15 protein-coding genes are annotated in these 19874 nt (G+C 38.7%); 7 read left to right on the top strand and 8 right to left on the bottom strand.

Annotated features, from left to right (window positions below; all coding sequences use genetic code 11):
- The first annotated feature begins 13 nt into the window (after window positions 1-13).
- A complete protein-coding gene (gene malG, locus ACFSAV_RS00180; RefSeq protein WP_379094809.1) occupies window positions 14-904 on the top strand; it encodes a maltose ABC transporter permease MalG in 891 nt (296 codons plus the stop codon).
- 334 nt (window positions 905-1238) lie between these two features.
- A complete protein-coding gene (locus tag ACFSAV_RS00185) occupies window positions 1239-3191 on the top strand; it encodes a site-specific recombinase (protein ID WP_379094812.1) in 1953 nt (650 codons plus the stop codon).
- A 183-nt stretch (window positions 3192-3374) separates the two neighbouring features.
- Here ACFSAV_RS00185 and ACFSAV_RS00190 read toward each other — a convergent pair whose 3' ends face one another.
- The 3 genes from ACFSAV_RS00190 to ACFSAV_RS00200 form a co-directional block, all read right to left on the bottom strand.
- Window positions 3375-3764, bottom strand: a complete 390-nt coding sequence (locus ACFSAV_RS00190) for a RidA family protein (protein WP_379094815.1) — start codon at window positions 3762-3764, stop codon at window positions 3375-3377.
- Window positions 3765-3826: 62 nt separating this feature from the next.
- On the bottom strand, window positions 3827-4408 hold the full coding sequence (locus ACFSAV_RS00195) for an aminotransferase class IV family protein (protein WP_379094818.1): 582 nt from the start codon (window positions 4406-4408) through the stop codon (window positions 3827-3829).
- Between the two features lie 2 nt (window positions 4409-4410).
- Window positions 4411-5385 (bottom strand): aminodeoxychorismate synthase component I, encoded by a 975-nt coding sequence (locus tag ACFSAV_RS00200; protein ID WP_379094821.1) that lies wholly within the window; start codon window positions 5383-5385, stop codon window positions 4411-4413.
- Between the two features lie 107 nt (window positions 5386-5492).
- Here ACFSAV_RS00200 and ACFSAV_RS00205 point away from each other — a divergent pair, with 107 nt between their 5' ends.
- On the top strand, window positions 5493-6059 hold the full coding sequence (locus ACFSAV_RS00205) for an anthranilate synthase component II (RefSeq protein WP_379094824.1): 567 nt from the start codon (window positions 5493-5495) through the stop codon (window positions 6057-6059).
- Between the two features lie 44 nt (window positions 6060-6103).
- Here ACFSAV_RS00205 and ACFSAV_RS00210 read toward each other — a convergent pair whose 3' ends face one another.
- The 4 genes from ACFSAV_RS00210 to ACFSAV_RS00225 form a co-directional block, all read right to left on the bottom strand.
- Window positions 6104-7114 carry a YeiH family protein gene (locus tag ACFSAV_RS00210; RefSeq protein ID WP_379094827.1) on the bottom strand — a complete coding sequence of 337 codons (1011 nt, stop codon included), beginning with the start codon at window positions 7112-7114 and terminating at the stop codon, window positions 6104-6106.
- Window positions 7115-7291: 177 nt separating this feature from the next.
- The gene (locus tag ACFSAV_RS00215) at window positions 7292-8551 is read right to left on the bottom strand and encodes a sigma-54-dependent transcriptional regulator (protein ID WP_379094830.1); all 1260 of its coding nucleotides are present in this window, start codon (window positions 8549-8551) and stop codon (window positions 7292-7294) included.
- Window positions 8544-10526, bottom strand: a complete 1983-nt coding sequence (locus tag ACFSAV_RS00220) for an ATP-binding protein (protein ID WP_379094833.1) — start codon at window positions 10524-10526, stop codon at window positions 8544-8546. Before ACFSAV_RS00220 ends, ACFSAV_RS00215 begins: the two co-directional genes overlap by 8 nt.
- Entirely contained in the window at window positions 10523-11758 is a 1236-nt protein-coding gene (locus tag ACFSAV_RS00225) for an ABC transporter substrate-binding protein (RefSeq protein ID WP_379094836.1), read from the bottom strand. Before ACFSAV_RS00225 ends, ACFSAV_RS00220 begins: the two co-directional genes overlap by 4 nt.
- A 375-nt stretch (window positions 11759-12133) precedes the next feature.
- Between ACFSAV_RS00225 and ACFSAV_RS00230 the strand changes: the two genes are divergently transcribed.
- Genes ACFSAV_RS00230 through ACFSAV_RS00245 form a run of 4 tightly spaced genes read left to right on the top strand, consistent with a single transcriptional unit; the run spans window position 12134 to window position 17006 of the window.
- Window positions 12134-13123, top strand: a complete 990-nt coding sequence (locus ACFSAV_RS00230) for an ABC transporter substrate-binding protein (protein WP_101775684.1) — start codon at window positions 12134-12136, stop codon at window positions 13121-13123.
- Window positions 13124-13137: 14 nt separating this feature from the next.
- Window positions 13138-14226: an ABC transporter ATP-binding protein gene (locus tag ACFSAV_RS00235; protein ID WP_379094839.1), complete on the top strand. Its 1089-nt coding sequence runs from the start codon at window positions 13138-13140 to the stop codon at window positions 14224-14226.
- Between the two features lie 2 nt (window positions 14227-14228).
- The gene (locus ACFSAV_RS00240) at window positions 14229-15926 is read left to right on the top strand and encodes an ABC transporter permease (RefSeq protein ID WP_101775682.1); all 1698 of its coding nucleotides are present in this window, start codon (window positions 14229-14231) and stop codon (window positions 15924-15926) included.
- Between the two features lie 21 nt (window positions 15927-15947).
- Window positions 15948-17006, top strand: a complete 1059-nt coding sequence (locus tag ACFSAV_RS00245) for an ABC transporter ATP-binding protein (protein WP_379094843.1) — start codon at window positions 15948-15950, stop codon at window positions 17004-17006.
- Between the two features lie 118 nt (window positions 17007-17124).
- Here the strand turns inward: ACFSAV_RS00245 and adhE are convergent, their stop codons facing one another.
- Window positions 17125-19749 (bottom strand): bifunctional acetaldehyde-CoA/alcohol dehydrogenase, encoded by a 2625-nt coding sequence (gene adhE / locus ACFSAV_RS00250; RefSeq protein WP_379095054.1) that lies wholly within the window; start codon window positions 19747-19749, stop codon window positions 17125-17127.
- Window positions 19750-19874 lie beyond the last annotated feature (125 nt).

A 19874-nucleotide genomic window follows, 5' to 3' on the forward strand; every position in this document is an offset into this window, starting at 1 on the left:
GAGGGACGAATTTATGGCTATAGTTCAACCTAAATCAATGCGTTATCGCTTATTTGGTACGCACTTATTATTAATCCTATTTATTTCGTTAATTATGTTTCCATTGCTGATGGTGATCGGCATTTCTTTGCGTCCCGGTAATTTAGCGATTGGTGAAATTATTCCAAGTGAAATTTCATGGGAACATTGGAAATTAGCGTTGGGGTTTGATGTGGTTCACCCTGATGGCAGTGTCACCCCGCCGCCATTTCCTGTTTTATTATGGTTATGGAATTCAGTGAAAGTGGCGACAGTGACCTCGATTGGTATTGTGACGCTTTCAACCACTTGTGCGTACGCATTTGCACGGATGAAATTCAAAGGTAAAAAGACGATTTTACAAGGCATGTTAATTTTCCAAATGTTCCCAGCAGTACTGTCTTTAGTGGCATTGTATGCGTTGTTTGATCGTTTAGGGCAATATGTTCCTTTCTTAGGTTTAAATACCCATGCGGGTGTAGTATTTGCTTATTTAGGTGGCATTGCGTTACATGTTTGGACAATTAAAGGTTATTTTGAAACTATTGATGGCTCATTGGAAGAAGCGGCATCACTAGATGGTGCGACGCCATGGCAGGCATTCCGTTTGATTTTATTACCGCTTTCTGTACCTATTTTAGCGGTGGTATTTATTCTCTCGTTTATTGCGGCAATTACTGAAGTGCCTGTTGCTTCATTACTGTTACGTGATGTGAATAGTTATACACTAGCCGTTGGTATGCAGCAATATTTATATCCACAAAACTATTTATGGGGTGATTTTGCTGCCGCAGCAGTATTGTCAGCTATTCCAATTACAGTGGTATTTTTATTGGCACAACGTTGGTTAGTTAGTGGATTAACTGCTGGTGGTGTAAAAGGGTAACTTCTTTCATTATCCTTTCTACTTGTTATGTTTATTCTGTGATTCTAGGGCGGTTATCTCAATCCGCCCTTTTTCCATTATAATGTAAAGCAGGATGGGTTTTAGCATACTGATAAATTAAGAACATACTAGATGATAGGTTGCCCATCCTACTGATTTCTACACATCAAAATTTCTAAAAAATCGACCGCACTTTTATGCTTGTCGGCAGCATAACGGCTTGTTTGATCGTTGCCTAATTTTTCATTAAGCGCTGAATATGTTATTTTGTTTTCTCTCAGCTATGGCTTTAACCATAGCTACTTCTATTTTTTATGTAACTGAATAGCGCTTTATGATCGAGAAATATAATTTAAACGCGGAAAACATTATTCCTTTTTTAACTACACAAATTGAACAACAAAATGCCTTTACCCTATTAAATGGAGCGTGCCAATGGCTACGTGCTGGAGGTAAAAAAGAGGCAGCAACACGTTTAGCTCAATTTATCCAGATGTTAAATCAGCATCCTGTCCTTGCCGCAAATGCGGCAACTTTGCTATGTCAATGGATTTGCCAAATGCGTTTGTATCCATTGTTTATCAGTTGCGGCATTTTAGGGCGAGAAGGTTTTGGGCGTGAAATTCAAAAACGTTTATATGAGCGTTTTAACCCTGCTTTTAAAGATTTAAATGATTTGCGTGATATTTTCTTTGTCTTGTTTTGTGAAGAAAGTGATGAAGAATGGCTACAAGCAACTGCAATTCAAGATTGGATAAAATTATTAGATATTTTACAACAGCATAGTACTGAAAGAGATCGTGAAAATGTGCATAATCATTTACGCTATGAAGGGCTATTTGCAATTGAAATGTTAGCAATTTGGATTGCTGCAGAAGAATTAGAACCTGAATTGATGCGTTTGGATCCGACTTTATTGGATGCTGATTCGCCTTTTGTGGCGTTACAACGAGAAGTGGCAAATTGGGTGAATGCTCGGCGTCAGCATGTATTTTATGATGATGCGCATTTGCAAGTCATGTTTGAACAATGCCGTGAGCAAATTGATCGTATTCATCGTCGTGGTGCGAGTGCAGGGTCAACTTTAGGTGTAGCACATTTACTGGCTCGCCTAGATCAGATGCTTGATCGGTTGGCTATTTTAATGGACATTTTTCAACAAGATCGTTTGCCACCGCGCCGAATTTTAGTGTTTACTGGCATCTTGGCAGTGGCTTCAGCGCAAAGTCATAGTGCAGTAGATTTGTGGAAACAAAGCGTCAAGATGTTGGCTCGTAGTATTACACAAAATAAAAGTGATCATGGTGAGCATTACATTACTCGTGATAGTCAGGAATATCGTGCAATGTTTTTTTCTGCCGCTGGTGGGGGAATTTTAATTGCCTTGATGGCACTGTTTAAACTTTATTTGGGCGATGTTATTGAGGATCGTGTCTGGCGTGGTGTTGCTGAAGGGTTGAATTATGGTATTGGTTTTACACTTATTTTTATGTTGCATTGTACAGTAGCAACTAAACAACCTGCGATGACCGCGGCCCGTTTTGCTGAAACGGTAGATAGTGGGCAAGGAAAATCCGTCAATCTGCAATTAGCACAATTGCTCATTGATGTATTTCGTTCACAAACGGTAGCCGTATTAGGTAATGTTACTCTCGCTATTTTAGTTGCTTGTTTACTAGCCATAGGCTACCAGCATTATGTTGGTGTACCTTTACTCTCCGAGGCAGAGATTGCATATCAGCAAAAATCTATTGATCCAATGAAAGGGTCTTTATGGTTTGCTGCGATTGCGGGTTTTTGGTTGTTCTTTTCGGGGATTATTTCAGGTTATTTTGATAATCGAAGTAATTATTTGAACTTGAGAATGCGTTTGCGTAACCACCCCATTTTACGTCTTCTGTTGACTCGTAATATGCGCTATAAATTAGCAGATTATTGGCACGATAATTATGGTTCGATTATGGGTAATTTGTGTTTTGGCTTATTGCTCGGTTTAACGGGGTTAGTGGGGCATCTATTAAATTTACCGCTTGATATTCGGCATGTGGCTTTTTCTTCTGCTAATTTAGGTTATATGACAGTCAGTGGTGATTTCACTTGGCAACTGTTTCTACAAGGACTGATGTTAGTGTTATTGATCGGGATTGTGAATCTAGTAGTGAGTTTCTTTATTGCACTTTGTGTGGCATTACGTTCATTAGATGCGCAAATTGAAAGCTGGTGCGATATTGGCAAGTGTGTGTGGAAACTGATTAAACAACGCCCTTTATCATTATTTTTGCCTTGATAGACAAGTGGAGCCATTTTAGTGCATCAATAAATCGAGAGGTGATATGTAAGATGATGAGCTAAAGCCTATCCTACCGATTTTGCTAATCAAAATTGTAAAAAAAGTCACTGCACTTTATATAGGGACGCCATGTTTGGCGTCCGATGTTTAAAATTGTGAATAGGTAGGAAATCTAGTCGATTAACCGCGTAGCGCAATGGCTTCGATTTCAATACCGACATCTTTTGGTAGGCGGGCGACTTCGACACAAGAACGTGCAGGGAAATTTGGATGATTGTTTTCTTTAAAGAAGCGTTCATATTCCGCATTTACAGCAGCAAAATCATTTAAATTTTTGACAAATACCGTCGTTTTCACAATATTGGCGACTTGCAAACCTGCTTGTTCAACAATGGCTTTGATATTTTCTAAAGATTGGCGTGTTTGAGCAACAATATCAGCGGGGACGTCGCCTGTTTGGGGATTGACTGGAATTTGCCCCGAAGTTAACAGCATATTCCCCAAGTCAACAGCTTGCACATAAGGACCAATTGCTGCGGGGGCGTTGTTAGTATGAATCACTTTACTCATTTTTCTCATCTCCTTTTATTTGATTGAAAAAACGTTTTTATTGTACGCGGTTCAAGGAAAATTTACAGTGGATTTAGGGCATTAATTAAACGAACTTCGTCAAATGTTGCGATGTCTTCTAATAAGATCGTGCGTTGTTGAATTTTATTTGCCGCTAATAGTTTTGCTCGTTGGGTACCAGCGAATAAAGGTGTATCAGGAGTAACCCATACTTCACCCTGACGAAATATTAAGTTGCCAATTGTACAATCAGTTACCTTACCTTGTTTGATGATCATGATTTCATCGCAATCACCTTTTTGTTGCAACAGTTGATTTAAGTAAGTCCGATCAGCATATTTCAGCCCATAATCAATTTCATCACAAATCACGGGCTGAAAAGTGCGGTAAGTTTTGCGTTGATAAGCAAAATATTGCACTTGCAATTCGGTCGCGTTGTAATCAATGCGACAGCGAATCAAAGGGGCGTGTTGAGTTTGTATAAGTGCGGTCTGAATTTGGATAATTTCGCTAAAATCATGAATGTTGAGCGTATTTTTACCATAAAATTGCTTTAAACTATTAATATAGCGTTGTTGGTGCAAGGCAAGATTTTGAATCTTACCATTGGTAATCGCAATAGTTTCAAATAAGGGAAACATCATTTTTATCCTAATGGTACATAGACTTTCTGCAGTAATTCTTGGTACTCATCTTCTAGTTCACTCAAGATAGTGATTCCCCCACCACTGCGAAAATAATATTTATTGTGCACTTGTTCAATAAAACGAATTGCTACCGCACTTTGTACAGTATTACCATCAAAAATGCCAAAAATGCCGGTGTAATAACCGCGTTTTTGCTGTTCTGCTGCTTGAATAATTTGCACGGTTTTTTCTTTCGGTGCACCGCTAATTGAACCCGCAGGCAGTAAAGTAGCTAAAATAGTACCGATGTTTTCTTGCCACTTCTCTGCTAAATTGCCTCTAATTTCCGAACTTGTCTGCAAGATTGCGCCTTTTGGTGTTTCGATTTTTTCCACATAACGAAAACGAGTCACTTCCACTTTTTCTGATACCGTTGCTAAATCATTACGCATTAAATCAACAATAGTGTAATGTTCTTGCTGTTCTTTTTCTGAATTCAGCAACATTGCTTGTGCATTAGGCAAGGTGGCATCAATCGTACCTTTCATTGGATAAGTATAGATTTGGTTTTGCTCAATTTTGATAAAACATTCAGGCGAAAAACAGACAAAGCGATCTTGATAATACAATTTATAAGGCGCTTTTGTTTGCTGGAAAATCTGAGCAAGGCTAAAATTCATCTCAATTTCAGTGGGATAAGTGAGATTCAATAAATAAGAATTACCTTTTTGTAATTCTTGCTGTACTAAAGCAAAACCACGTTGATAATCTGTTTTTGCTATCGGAAATTTGTTCAATTCAAAAGGTATGGTCGGCATTTCTATTTGCCAATCAATATTATGTTTGTCTCGAATAGAAAAAAATAGCCCCAGACTGGCGGCTTGTGCTAAAGGACAAATTATCGGTTGTTGCTGTTCAAAATCAATCAAAAAGAAAAATGGTTGACGTTGCTTACCGTATTGATTGGCTTGTTGAATAAAAGAATGAAAGCACATAAGTTATCTGTATTTGAAAAAATAAGTGAAAGTTTAGCGGAAAATCAGACAAAAATCCGCTTTTTCCTTTATACTTTGCCTCTTTCTCAATGGAATATTATATAGGCATGAAACGACTTCTTATCATTAACAATCAAGATTCTTTTACTTACAACTTAGTAGATTTAATCCGTCGTTTAGCTGTGCCTTTTGACGTGGTAAATGTACAAGAATTGGCGTTGGTAAAGATAGAAACATTTAGTCATATTTTGATTTCGCCGGGTCCAGATGTGCCTCGTGCTTATCCACAATTATTTGAGATGTTAGCAAGATATCACCAATCTAAATCGATTTTAGGTGTCTGTTTGGGACATCAAACCCTATGCGAGTTTTTTGGTGGTGAATTATACAATTTAGACAAGGTACGACATGGTCGCATTCAGCGTTTAAAGGTGTGTTCAAACGCTGGTTTATTTGTAGGACTACCAACTGAATTTCAAATTGGTTTATATCATTCTTGGGCAATTAAGGCACAAGATTTTCCTACTGCATTAGAAATCACAGCTCATTGTGCTGAAGACGTTGTCATGGCTTTTCAACACAAATCTCTGCCAATTTACGGCGTTCAATTCCACCCAGAATCCTTTATGACGGAACATGGCGAACAGCTATTACGAAATTGGTTAGAAAACTAAAATTGCGAAAAAACAGACCGCACTTTTCTGAATCATCTAGGGATTTACATGATCTGACTCATTCCAACATTCACAAAAAATCCACCAATCACTAACCAACATAATACTAATGCCCCTAAGATGAGCGGTTTGATGCCTGCTTGTTTAATGGCACTGATATGGGTGGTTAAGCCTAAGGCGGCCATAGCGGCGATGAGTAATAATCCGTCAATTTCCACGATCCATTTGACGATATGAGCGGGAATGAGTGAGAAGGAATTGATTACCGCCATCAGAATAAATAAAAAAGCAAACCATGGAATAGTGATTTTATTGTTTTGTTGATTGTGATTTTGTTTAGCCAGTAACCAAGAAATAAAGAGTAAAAATGGCGCAAGCATCATCACACGGATCATTTTTGAAATAACGGCAGTATCTGCAACTGTTGAGCTAATGTTACCACCAGCGGCATAAACTTGAGCAACTTCGTGTACACTAGAGCCGATATAAATGCCAAATTGATGTTCACTTAACCAAGTTACGAGATAAGGGTATATTGTAGGATATAAAAACATTGAGATTGTGCCGAAAATGACAATGACGGCGACAGAAACAGAAACTTGATGAGATTCTGCTTTTGTCACGGGCTGCATAGACATAATGGCAGCTGCGCCACAAATACTACAGCCACCTGCTGTCAAATAAACAATTTGTTTATCCATGTTTAAGTAGCGAAGACCGAGCCAAACAGTAAGCGCAAAAGTACTGATTAACATGATTGCATCTACCGCAATCGCATTAACACCTACCGCGCTAATGTCTTGAAAGGTTAAACGAAAACCGTACAAAATAATCCCTAGGCGGAGCAATGTGCCTTTGGCAAAAATGACACCTTGTGCAGTATATTGTGAAAATTTAGGATAAAGCGTATTGCCAAGTAAAATACCTAACAGAATTGCAATAGTTAGTGCACTTAATTTGGCATTGATAGCGAAGGTGCTTTTGGCAAGCATATCGACAATAAAAGTGAGTAGTGTGACAAGCACTAGACCAATATACATAGTTTTATTTTTCATTAGAATTGTCCTAATGGATAAGGCGAATAGAATATATTTGGAACAAAAGGATAAAGGGATTTTACCTCGATGTAAAATTGATTATCGTGCTATTTCGGCGTTATCTTGTTGGAAAAAAGCTATTTTATTGTGTGGCATAGGCAATTACCGCACATGCGTAATGTGCGGTCTGTGTAGTTAGAATTTATAATTTTTCTTATCAATGCCGTATTTACGCATACGTAGATATAATTTTTTACGTGGAATATCTAAATAATTAGCCACTTCATTAATTCTACCTTGATAGAAAATCAGCGCCTCTTCAATAATTTGTTTTTCATATTCGTTAATTTGTTCATCTAATGGTTTAATGTGATCTGTTTTAATTGTTGAAGTGGCTAATGTTGCCGCTGAGGTTTGTTCAGCAAGTAGTCCAATCGCGTATAGTTCAGCCACATGAATCAGCTCTTTGACATTACCCTGCCAGTCTTGATTGAGCAAATGTTGACGTAACTTTTTCGATGGCTCGACGTAGTCTTTGTTTAATCTAGCGCAACTTTTATGCACATAATGACAAAAAATTGGCACAATATCTGTGGCATGTTTTTTTAATGGCAATAGCTCAAGTTGTGTGTGTAAAAATAAATAATACAGTTCAGCAATTAAAGTTTGTTTTTGAATCAAGCTAAGTAAGGGGACATCACTGATTACGACTAAGCGAAATGGATGCTGTTGGTTATTTAGCCCATTGGCGAGCAATTGTTGCTCACTGGCAGGTAAGTGATGAATATTTTTTAATACTAATGTGCCTTGTTCAACCTCATTAATTAGGGTTTCAATGTGAATTTTATTTTGTGCCAAGCATTCCACATTAATGAAGGGCGCATGTTTACGATGACTGAGTTTATGTAAGTAAGTTGCTGATAAGTGCCGTCCCGTGCCAGTTTCTCCCCATAAAAAAACGGGGACATCAATATCTGCTAGCTTTTGTAGCTGGCTACGGATAGTGTGAATCCAATCACTTTGCCCAATAAAACTTTCGTTTAATTTTTCTAACTGCCAGTAACGATTTTCAATTAATGCGGCACGTTTGGCTAAGGCATGTTCTACTTGAATCAAGAGATTTTCAGGTGAAATGGGTTTTTCCAGAAAGTTAGTTGCCCCTTTTTTGACAGCTTCTACTGCCATTGGCACATCGCCATGCCCAGTGATCATAATAACTGGGATGTGTGAATCTCGTTGTGTGATATGTTCTAGTAGGGTAAGACCTGAAATATTAGGGAGCAGTACATCACAAAGTACGACACCAATCCAGTTATCAGGAATTTGAGACACAATATCCACGGGATCAGCACAGGTAATCACTTGATAGCCTTCTTCGCGCAGTAAGTCTTGATAAGAATCAAGAATATCAATGTCATCATCAATGAGCAGTACGTTATATGCTGAGTTAAACATCTTGCGTTACCTTAAAATTTAAAATAATTAATGCGTTGTGTTTTAATGTCGAGGCGATACGTAGTTCACCTTGACATTGTTCCATAATTGATTGGCTAATGGATAGTCCTAAGCCTAAATTAATGGATTTACTGCTGGCAAAAGGTTGAAGTAGCTTTTCTGTTAATGGCCAACCTTTGCCATTATCCGAGACCCACAGGCTGATATAGTCTTCATCGATACTCGCTACTTCAATGTAAATATGAGGTGGAATATGCTCGATAGCTTCGAGAGCATTTAAGAATAAATTGACAAAGACTTGTTCGATTAATACGTCTTCGCCAAGTACATGGGGGAGATCTGCTGGTGTAGTTAAGCGACCTTGTCGATTTTTATGTTGTGTTTCTAATAACTCCCATGCCCCTTGTATGCAGTCTGTTAAATCCACTGCTTGTATTTTTCCAGAGCCTTGCCGTGAAAATTGGCGTAAGCGTTTGACAATCAGTGCAGTGCGTTCCACTAAATGGTTCATTTTGTCTAAATAAGTCAAAATAGCATCAATATTTTGCTTTTTTACCGCTCTTTTAGCACTAAATAAGTAGGCATTCATGGCATTGAGCGGTTGGGTAATTTCGTGGCTAATGGACGTTAAGGTTTTTCCCACTGCGGCTAATTTGGCTGCTTGTGTTAGTTCATTTTGTGTATTTTCAAGTTCTGTCTGGACTTTAACGCGATAGTCGATTTCATCGAGTAAAATTTGATTGCGCAATTCTAATTCTTGAGTTTTTTTCTGCATTTCAAACAAAAAGAGGCGTAACAGTTTAGCGATACGTCCCAGTTCATCGTTGCCATAAATGGCAATTTTAACATCATCTTCACCATTGGTGAGTTGAACAACCGCTTGATTGAGTTGTTGAAAGCGTTTTAGTAAACGTAAACGAATATAAAAAAAGTTAACAGCAATCACAAAGATACAGGCAAGTAGCATAGCGAGCAGAATTAACACACCATTAAATTGCGTACTTTTTTCTACGATATTGTGTAATAAATGAAGTTGGTTTTTGCTGTTACCAATTTGAGTATTAATTCGTTGCCGAAAAGCATCAAACACTGTTTCGCTTTGTGTAATCAATTGTTGCTGTTGTTGGTTTAGTTCCGTTCTGAGTAGAAACAGTGCGGGTAATTCTTGGGGATTTAAGCCAAAACTAATAAGTTCAGTTAAAATTTGTTGAATTGTGATAATAGAAGAATGTCTACCCAGTAAGGCAATACGGTTATTAATGAGTAAAGAGAGATAGCTTAAATAATTATGTAATCGTGCTGCGCTGTTTTGGCTTGGTTCAGCAATCTGTGTACGTAGTTCAGTAATAATTTGTTCTTCGTAGTTAGTAAAGTCATAAACTAGCAGCAATTCTTGTTGTAACTTTTTCAATTGTTCCACTTTTTGCGTATTTTGTGGACGGAGTGCGATGTTATTGGCAAGGGTGGATTGCTGCCAGCTCATTTCTTGTAACAAGGCAGTAAATTCATTATGAAAATCGTTATGTAACCAATTAATTTTGGAAACAGTTTTGTTTAATTCTTCATTTAAGGTGAGAGTAGCCGTGATATTAGCTGAAATTTGTTCTAATAATAAGGATTGTTGTTGTAATAAATCCGTTAATTGATCATCGAGATTTTCATCCAGTTCAATGATCAACTCTTTTAAGGTGGCGAGCTGTTGTTTAGCATTGTTATAACGAGCGATTTTGTCGTTAGTATTTTTGACATTAACCAGATGAACAAAGGCATTTTGTAAGATGTTAATTTGTTCTTCCGTTTGGAATGCCGCTTGTACTTTAGGGAAATCTTGATCAAGGGCAAAGTTAATTTCACTACGTTGTTGTTGCCATGTGTACAACCCTACGCCACCAACAAAAAGACACAGTAATACACTCACTAAAAAAGAGAGTTGTAGTCCAGTACTGAGATCTAAGTGTTTAAACCATGTTTTCATTCTAAATCTTCCAAGGCTTTAACAAAGGCGACTTGCTGGGCAATGAAAAAGTGTTGCCAGCTTAACAGTTCTTGTGTGCGATTAAAGTGAGTTAAATAAACCTCATCTTCTGCCTGCGCTGCAGAAACAGGAAGTGCGGTTAAAATTTGGCGTAATTCAGGTAAAGGGCGGTTAAAAGCTTGCTCTTTTTGCTGTAACAAACGCCAATGCTCCTGGAGTAAGCCTAAACGATGTGTAATATGTTGTTCAAACAAGAGTTTAACTAATTGTTGTCGCTTGAGCAGTAAATCGTAATTAATGGGTGGTTGTTGAAATAATTGTTGTTGTAATGCGGCTTTGGGATGTGTTGTAGGTAAGGGCACAATAGGATATTTACTCATTTGAACATCCGTTAAAATGCGCTGCCCTTTTTCACTAAGTAAAAACTGAATGAATTCGATTGCTTGTGACTTTTTACTACTTTCAGCCACAATCGCGATAAATGTGGGTGAAGCGGGAAATTGTGGAAAGTAATGAAAAGCGAGATTAGCGTGATTTTGTTGGGTCAAAATATGGGCGTAGTTATCAATAGTAATCCCCACTGCGCCAAGATTGGCTTGGATTTTATCGACGACACCAAAACTGCGTGCAGAAATTGTGCCAACATTTAGCATGATTTGTTCAATTAATGCCCAACCTTCTTGCCAACCGTGCTTTTGTAATAAGGCTTCTAACATAATGTGATTCGTATCAGAGCGCGTTGGGCTGCTGATGACGATCAGCCCTTGTAAGTCGGGATGAGTCAGATCTTGCCAAGATTGTGGTAAAGGACGTTGAGCATATTGTAACAAAGTTTTATTAAATAACATGCCGTAGCCAGAAAGGGCAAATGCCACAGTAGTAGGTTTGAGCATATTTGGTAGAAAGCCAGTTTTATCTTGTAATTCTTTTGGTAGCAATAAAAGTTTATTTTCCTTTTGTAGGTTATAAAACAGCATGGGTGAGGAGCTTAGAATTAAGTCCACTTCGCGAGCTTTTTCGGTAGATAACAGTTGGTTGAGTGATGTACTGGTACGATTTAAGGTCGTGATAGGCACCGTATTCGGCTGTTTATTCCATTCATTGACCAAATGCTGAATGCCTTCTAGCGCAAAAGTGGTGCCGATCACAAGCTCATTTGCTTTTGCTTGCAGAGTGAAAATAAATAAGCTGATGATAAACGTTGTTAATCGTTTGAGTAATTTGGCGCGCATGATCTTCACCTTGATTGACATCAGTTGCCTTGTCATATTACCCAAAATTTGATCGGCTATGTGCTTTTTTTTGTGATCGAATTCAAAAAAATAAAATTTAAATTTTAATTAGTTAGCCTGTTTTTTGGGTCATTTATAGGCTTTTTTCCTGTCAATTTCTTCCTCTTGTTGTACGACTGCATAAATGAGTTAAATTTGACCTATTGTGATCTTCAAAATGGGTCAATTTTGACTGCTTTTTGAGCATAAGTGCGGTCTTTTTTTTTGTTATTTTGAGCGCTATTGTAGGTTAAGTTTCATACAGTGTATGAGCTAGGCTAAGCGGTATTATCGGTCAATAAACTTGATAAATAACGAGATAGGAAGGGGCAGATTATGAATAAAAAATTATCTTCAATCATCATGGCGCTTGGGTTAGGTATGGCTGTAGTCAATGTCGCGCAAGCTAACGAACAACTCATTGTATACACCTCCATGAAAGAATCTTTAATTGGTGCATTAAAAGCAAAATTTAATGAAAAACATCCTGAAGTCGCGATGGATTATCAATCAGCAGGCGCAGGAAAATTAATGGCAAAAATTGCAGCAGAAAAAGAGTCCGGTCAAATCATGGCTGATGTGATTTGGACCAGTGAAGTACCTGATTTCTTTAAAATGAAAGCAAACGGCATGTTACAAACTTATATTTCACCAGAAGTTGAGCATATTGTTAATCCATTGCCAGAGTTTGATGGTTCTTTTACGCCAATCCGTCTTGGGACATTAGGTATTGCGTATAACACAAGGTTTGTTAAAGAGCCACCAGCAGAATGGGCAGATATCACTGGTTCAAAATATAAAGGGGCATTTGGAATTGCTAACCCAGCTTTATCTGGTACTTCTTATATGAGTGTGGCTTTATTGAAATCGACATTTGGTTGGGAATTTTTTGAAAAAATCAAAGCCAATAAGGGCAAAGTCGGTAAAGGTTCGGGACAAGTTGTCGATGATACGGCATCAGGTGATTTATTAGCTTCATTGGCAGTGGACTACATTACTAACGATAAAATTAAAAAAGGTGCTCAACTTAAATTAGTTTATCCAAAAGAAATGTTAGTGATTCCAAGTCCAGCCGCGATTTTTAAAGGCACGAAAAATCCAGCTTCAGCACAAAAATTCATTGATTTCTTATTATCTGAAGATGCACAAAAAATTATTGCGCATGAAGGAACGTTACCTGTGCGTAAAGGGATTGCCACTTTAGAAGGCATGCCAACTGTGGAAGATGCAATTAGTCGTGCTATTCCGATTGACTATCAAGCTATCTTGGCAGAGAAAGAAGAAACCGTGAAAAAATTTGCTCAAATTCTTCAAGGTCGTCAATAAAACAGGAGTGCTTTATGGCAACAATCACTTTCGAAAATGTCAGTAAGGCATTTGGTTCGAATGAGGTGTTAAAAGATTTATCGCTTGTGGTGAAAGACGGCGAATGCTTTACCCTTCTTGGGCCATCTGGCTGCGGGAAAACAGTATTACTGCGTCTACTTGCTGGCTTTGAAGTCCCAGATGCTGGGCGAATTTTAATTGATGAACATGTTGTTTCTGATCCTGTTGCAGGTATTGATATCCAGCCTGATCAGCGCAGTTTAGGCGTGGTCTTTCAAGATTATGCGGTTTGGCCGCATATGACCGTCTTTGACAATATTGCCTATCCATTAAAGTTAAAGGCGTTAGATAAAGCAGTGATTCAGCAGCAAGTGATGGATGTTGTTGATTTAGTTAATTTAACTGGATTAGAACAACGTTTGCCTTCACAGCTTTCTGGTGGACAACAACAACGGGTTGCTTTAGCTAGGGCATTAGTAGCAAAGCCTTCTTTGATGTTGCTTGATGAGCCGTTGAATAATTTGGATGCAAATTTAAGAGAAGAAATGCGTTTTGAGATCAAAGAGTTACAAAAAAAATTAGGTATTACTATTTTATATGTAACACATGATCAGGAAATTGCGCTCGCTATTTCAGATCGTTTAGCCATTATGGATAAAGATGGGCATATTCAACAAATTGGTACACCATGGGAGATCTATGAAAAATCTGCCAATGAAATGGTGTTTAAATTTATGGGATTAGCCAATTTTATTCCCGTGCGCTATGAGCAGGGGCGACATTTTGTTGGGCAAGGTATGCAGGCGATTGAATGGGCTAACTTACCCACAGAGCATGGCAAATTAGGTTGTCGTCCATCAGATATCATGTTAAGTAAAACTGGCAGTGGGTTAAAAGGCAAGATTGTACGAGCCAGTTTTCTCGGTGCAATCATGGATTACATGATTGATATTGATGGTGTGTTGTTACGTACGGAAGTATCAACGAATACGGCATTGCAGCATGATTTGATGTTTACAGAGGGTGATGATTGTTATGTCAATTTCCACGATTTACTTTGGTTTGCTGACAATCAACAAGCTGTCCAACAAGGGAGGGAATAACAATGGCAGCGGTTATTCAGAAAAAAAGTCCATTTAATGTGGCAAATGCAATTCTCGCCTTATCCATTGGGATTTTAGTGATTGTTGTTGCTGTACCGGTGTTATTAATTTTTATTAATTCCTTTTGGGTTAATGGGCAATTTAATGTCACTGACGTAGTGACGATTTTACAACAGCAAGAAACTTATGAAGCATTGCTTAACTCCTTATTTATTGCGGTTGGTGTAACTATCATGAGTACCATTGTAGGTACATTTTTTGCTTGGTTGGTGACACGAACTGACTTACCTTATAAGGGTTTTATGAAAGTGATGTTTTTAGTGCCTTTCATGTTGCCATCATTTATTGGCGCATTAGCTTGGAAAATGTTGCTTTCTCCTCGTGCTGGCTATATTAACCGTTTCTTCATGGATACCTTTGGTCTAGAAGATCCGATTTTCAATATTTATAGCTACGCAGGCATTATGGCAGTAGAAACCATGTATCTGTTTCCGTTTGTCTTTATTCAAGTATGTGGGGCATTAGAACGGATGGATCCAACTTTAGAAGAGTCTGCGCGTATTTCAGGTGCCAGTTTATTTACTATTACCCGTAAAATTACAATTCCATTAGTCATGCCGAGTATTGTGTCGGGTGCATTACTGATCATGCTGTATTCCATGGCTCACTTTGGTACAGTTGCAGTATTAGGGGTAGAAAATGGGATTTTCAATATCCCAACCTTAATTTATGAACGTATTCACCAAAGTGCGGGAAGTTTTGAAGCGATTCGTACTGGAACAGTATTGGCTACGGTGTTAGTTGCCACAGCAGCGTTAATTATTTGGCTGCAAAACAAAATTTTAAATCGAGGACGTTTCCAAATCATTGCAGGTAAAAGTTTCCGTCCTGTTGAAGTGAAGCTCAGAGGATTAAGAATGCCGTTATTAATCATTTGTTTGCTTTATATCGCGTTCACTATTGTCTTGCCAACGGTCACTATTTTTATTGTGGGTGGATTAAAAACCTATGGCTTACCAATCACTTGGGAAAACCTCACCTTAGATAATTATAAATTTATCTTGTTTGATTGGCAGCTGACTAAAGATGCGATTCGCAACAGTGTATTACTAGGCTTAGCCGCCGCAGTGATTACGATGTTTGCAGGTGTAATGATTTCTTATGTGATCGTGAAAATGCGTGTTAAGGGCAAAGGTATTTTAGAGTTTTTAGGCATGCTGCCATTCTCTGTGCCCGGTTCAGTTATTGCGTTAGGAGTAATCTTAGCTTGGAGTGGTAAATTTGGTATTAATTTATACAACACCGTTTGGATTATTCTGATCGCGTATATTGCACGTTACATGGCATTTTCCTTGAAAGCGAACTCTGCCGCATTGGAACAAGTCCATGATTCGTTAGTTGAAGCAGCACGTGCTTGTGGCGCAAGTATGTGGCAGTCTTTGAAAGATGTGGTTGTCCCTTTAGTTCGTCCGGGTATGATTGCCGCATTTTTCTTAATCTTCCTTCCTGCACTACGTGAGTTAACGGTATCTGTCATGTTATATGGCCCGTCTACACGGACTATTGGGGTGGCAATTTATACGCTGAACGAAGATGGCGAAACGGTTTATTCGGCTGCACTCGCAGGTATTGCATTGATTATCATTGTGTTTGGGCAAACGGTTATTAAACGTTATGCCGAGAAGAAAACACAGAAATAGCCGAATTTTAAGGAGAACACTATGAGTTATATTCAACTTAATCATGTGATGAAAAAATTCGGTGATGTCATTGCGATTCCAGATCTGAGTTTATCGATTGAAAAAGGCGAGTGCTTTTCTATGTTAGGACCTTCAGGCTGCGGTAAAACGACTACATTACGTATGATTGCAGGCTTTGAAGACCTTGATGGTGGTGAGATTCGTGTAGGCGAACGCTTACTTTCTTCGAAAGTGACAAACTTTTATTTACCACCAGAAAAACGAAATTTTGGTATGGTATTCCAAGCTTTTGCGGTCTGGCCGCATATGACAGTGTATGACAATGTGGCATTTCCATTGACGTTGAAAAATTTGTCCAAGCAGGAAATTGAAACCCGCACTAAAGAGGCACTAAAGCACACCAATTTATTGAAAGTGGCAGATAAAAGCCCTGATGATTTATCTGGTGGTGGTAAACAGCGTGTCGCTTTAGCACGCGCTTTAGCGTTAAATCCTGATGTGATGTTATTAGATGAACCCTTATCGAGTTTGGATCCGCATTTAAGGGAAGAAATGCGCTTTGAAATCAAAGCATTACAACGTAAATTTGGTTTTTCAATTATCTATGTGACTCATGACCAAGCAGAAGCAATGGCATTATCGGATCGCATTTTAGTGATGAAAAAAGGGATGATCGAACAAATTGATACACCGTTAAATGTGTATAACAATCCTGCCAATAAATTTGTCTTTAACTTCATTGGGCTATCTAATCAGTTAAATGTGGGGCTATCCGCACAAGGTGTGTCTTTTGCTGGTATTGAGGGACATTTTGTTATTCAACCTACACCTACTAGCGAGCTGATTCAGCAAGGTCAGGCTATTTTGGCAACACGTCCGTCAGAAATTGATTTTGTTAATCAAGGCGGTATTCCGGGCGTAGTAAAACGTCGCTCCTACTTAGGTGAAGTGGTTGATTACAGTATTCTGATTGGTCAACAAGAATTACGTGTACAAAAAGGACGGCGTGATGCGGGACCAAAAGAAGGGGAAGCTTGTCAGATCGCATTTAGTCGCTTGCATTGGTATCCTGTGGAGTAAGCTTTTGTTCAAAGTAGATAAAGTGCTGTTAATACAGCGCTTTATGTCTGCCAACTTAAAAAGTGCGGTACAAATTTGTAAAATTTTGACCGCACTTTGGTTTTAGCCTATAGCTAAATTAGTACTGATTTGGCTGATAACCATGATAGGCATTGGTTAAAATCACTTCCATATCGGTGACGACTGGCAAGCGTGGGTTAGCGGGTGAGCATTGGTCTTCAAATGCAGCTAAAGCAATTTGGCGACGTGCCTCCATCCACTCTTGTTCATCAATACCTTGTTCTTTGAAGGACATTTTAATACCAACACGTTCTGCCAGTTCATAACAGGCTTGGGCAAATGATTTTACGCCTTCTTCTGGTGTAGCACATGGTAAGCCAAGCATACGTGCAATTTCTTGGTATTTTACATCAGCTTTGTAATAGTTATATTTTGGCCAAGTCGCAGTTTTTTGTGGACGAGTGCCATTATAACGAATCACATGTGGCATTAAGACTGCATTAGTACGCCCATGCGGGGTATGGAAACGCCCACCAATTTTGTGTGCTAATGAATGATTCATACCCAAGAACGCATTAGCAAACGCCATACCAGCAATAGTTGAAGCATTATGCATTTTCTCACGGGATTCAGGATCTTTTTCTGTCACAGAGCGCTCTAAATGTTCAAATACTAATTTAATTGCTTGTAAGGCTAGACCGTCAGTGAAGTCGTTAGCAAGTACTGATACATAGGCTTCTGTGGCATGGGTTAACACATCTAAGCCCGTATCAGCAGCCACATGTGCGGGTACTGTCATAACTAAAGCTGGATCTACAATGGCAACTGTTGGTGTGAGTGAATAATCCGCGATTGGGTATTTTTTATCACCTTCAGTGATTACGGCAAATGGGGTGACTTCTGAACCTGTTCCTGATGTCGTTGGAATACCAACAAAACGTGCTTTACGCCCTAATTGTGGGAATTTGAACGCACGTTTGCGGATATCCATGAACTTTTGTACTAAATCACGGAAATCTACTTCGGGTTGTTCATAAAACAACCACATCACTTTGGCGGCATCCATTGCCGAGCCACCACCTAAAGCAATAATAGTATCCGGTTGGTAATTACGGATTAATTCCACACCACGTTGCACAGTTTCAATTGAAGGATCTGGCTCAACATCTGCAAATAATTGATAAGTGACATGATTACCACGCGCTGTGATTTGTTTTGCAATTTTTTCTACAAAACCTAAATCCACCATAGTTCTATCTGTGACGATAACGACACGTTCCATGCCTTTCATTGATTGTAAATATTGAATTGAATCACGTTCAAAATAGATTTTTGAAGGCACTTTAAACCACTGCATGTTATTTCTCCGTCTTCCTACTCGTTTAATATTTAATAAATTAACCGCACTTACGTTGTTCCCTACAGCGTTTTTACCATAAGAACCACAACCAAGGGTAAGAGAAGGAAGGAAAGCGTTATATACATCGCCAATACCGCCAAAGGTGGAAGGTGAGTTCCAGATGACACGAATCGCTTTTACTCGTTCACCATACGCTTTAGCAATATCCGCATCTTTCGTATGAATTGCTGCAGAGTGACCTAGACCATGGAAGTTAACCATTGCTTCTGATAATGCAAAACCATGTTCAGTTGAAGTTGATTTTAAGATAGCTAATACTGGCGATAATTTTTCGCGTGTGAGTGGTTCTTTTTCACCGACTTCTTTACACTCTGCCGCTAAAATATTGGTTTTTTCAGGTACTTTAAAGCCTGCTTGTTCCGCAATCCAAGTGGCAGGTTTACCTACTACATTCGGATTTAATTTTGCACCACTACAGTTTGTGCTGTTGGCTTTGACACCGAAAATGAATGCTTCAAGCATGGCTTTTTCTTTTTTATTGACAAAGTATACGCCGTAGGATTTCATCTCAGACACAAATTCATCATAAACATCTTGATCGATAATGGCGGCTTGCTCTGAGGCACAAATCATGCCGTTATCAAAAGCTTTCGACATCACGATATCATGAGTCGCTTGTTTGATATCTGCACTTTTTTCCACATAAGCAGGTACATTACCAGCGCCCACACCAAGCGCGGGTTTGCCACAAGAATAGGCTGCTTCCACCATCGCATTACCACCTGTAGCAAGAATTGTAGCAATACCTGGGTGCTTCATTAGCGCCGCAGTACCTTCCATTGATGGTTTTTCAATCCACTGAATGCAATTTTTAGGTGCGCCAGCTTCAACGGCGGCTTGATACACTATTTGCGCAGCATGAACTGAAGATTGTTGTGCAGAAGGATGGAAAGCGAAAATGATAGGATTGCGGGTTTTTAGTGAGATAAGTGCTTTGAAAATGGTGGTTGAAGTTGGATTGGTAGTCGGTGTAATGCCGCAAATGACACCGACAGGATCCGCAATTTCAGTAATACCTGTGACATCATCTTCACTAATTACCCCAACGGTTTTTAAGTTACGCATGTTATTCACCACATATTCGCAAGCAAAGAGATTTTTAGTTGCTTTGTCTTCAAACACGCCACGTCCTGTTTCTTCATAAGCATGCATCGCAAGCACACCATGTTGATCTAGTGCGGCAACAGAAGCTTTAGCGACGATATAGTCTACTTGTTGTTGGTTCAATTGGCGGAATTCTTCTAATGCCACTAACCCTTTTTCAACTAGCATGTTGACTTCTGCTTGTGCAGGGCTGATAGTCTTTTCAGCAGTATGACTCATCATGATTTCTCCTAAAGATTTATAAAATTAAATTATTTAAACTGAAAAAATTATAGTCATTTATATACCTAAAAAGTAGCATAATTGGCAAAATCCACCGAAAGTGTGATTTTGATCAACTTTTT

The organism is Pasteurella oralis (assembly GCF_042681465.1).
Taxonomy (GTDB): domain Bacteria; phylum Pseudomonadota; class Gammaproteobacteria; order Enterobacterales; family Pasteurellaceae; genus Pasteurella; species Pasteurella oralis.

What these genes read in the sequence shown, in the direction of transcription:
- ACFSAV_RS00185 (WP_379094812.1), top strand. Translation starts at nt 1,239, where the DNA reads ATGATCGAGAAATATAATTTAAACGCGGAAAACATTATTCCTTTTTTA.
- ACFSAV_RS00195 (WP_379094818.1), bottom strand. Translation starts at nt 4,408, where the DNA reads ATGATGTTTCCCTTATTTGAAACTATTGCGATTACCAATGGTAAGATT.
- ACFSAV_RS00240 (WP_101775682.1), top strand. Translation starts at nt 14,229, where the DNA reads ATGGCAGCGGTTATTCAGAAAAAAAGTCCATTTAATGTGGCAAATGCA.
- ACFSAV_RS00220 (WP_379094833.1), bottom strand. Translation starts at nt 10,526, where the DNA reads ATGAAAACATGGTTTAAACACTTAGATCTCAGTACTGGACTACAACTC.
- ACFSAV_RS00245 (WP_379094843.1), top strand. Translation starts at nt 15,948, where the DNA reads ATGAGTTATATTCAACTTAATCATGTGATGAAAAAATTCGGTGATGTC.
- ACFSAV_RS00215 (WP_379094830.1), bottom strand. Translation starts at nt 8,551, where the DNA reads ATGTTTAACTCAGCATATAACGTACTGCTCATTGATGATGACATTGAT.
- ACFSAV_RS00200 (WP_379094821.1), bottom strand. Translation starts at nt 5,385, where the DNA reads ATGTGCTTTCATTCTTTTATTCAACAAGCCAATCAATACGGTAAGCAA.
- ACFSAV_RS00230 (WP_101775684.1), top strand. Translation starts at nt 12,134, where the DNA reads ATGAATAAAAAATTATCTTCAATCATCATGGCGCTTGGGTTAGGTATG.
- ACFSAV_RS00235 (WP_379094839.1), top strand. Translation starts at nt 13,138, where the DNA reads ATGGCAACAATCACTTTCGAAAATGTCAGTAAGGCATTTGGTTCGAAT.
- ACFSAV_RS00225 (WP_379094836.1), bottom strand. Translation starts at nt 11,758, where the DNA reads ATGCGCGCCAAATTACTCAAACGATTAACAACGTTTATCATCAGCTTA.
- ACFSAV_RS00210 (WP_379094827.1), bottom strand. Translation starts at nt 7,114, where the DNA reads ATGAAAAATAAAACTATGTATATTGGTCTAGTGCTTGTCACACTACTC.
- ACFSAV_RS00190 (WP_379094815.1), bottom strand. Translation starts at nt 3,764, where the DNA reads ATGAGTAAAGTGATTCATACTAACAACGCCCCCGCAGCAATTGGTCCT.
- ACFSAV_RS00205 (WP_379094824.1), top strand. Translation starts at nt 5,493, where the DNA reads ATGAAACGACTTCTTATCATTAACAATCAAGATTCTTTTACTTACAAC.
- adhE (WP_379095054.1), bottom strand. Translation starts at nt 19,749, where the DNA reads ATGAGTCATACTGCTGAAAAGACTATCAGCCCTGCACAAGCAGAAGTC.
- malG (WP_379094809.1), top strand. Translation starts at nt 14, where the DNA reads ATGGCTATAGTTCAACCTAAATCAATGCGTTATCGCTTATTTGGTACG.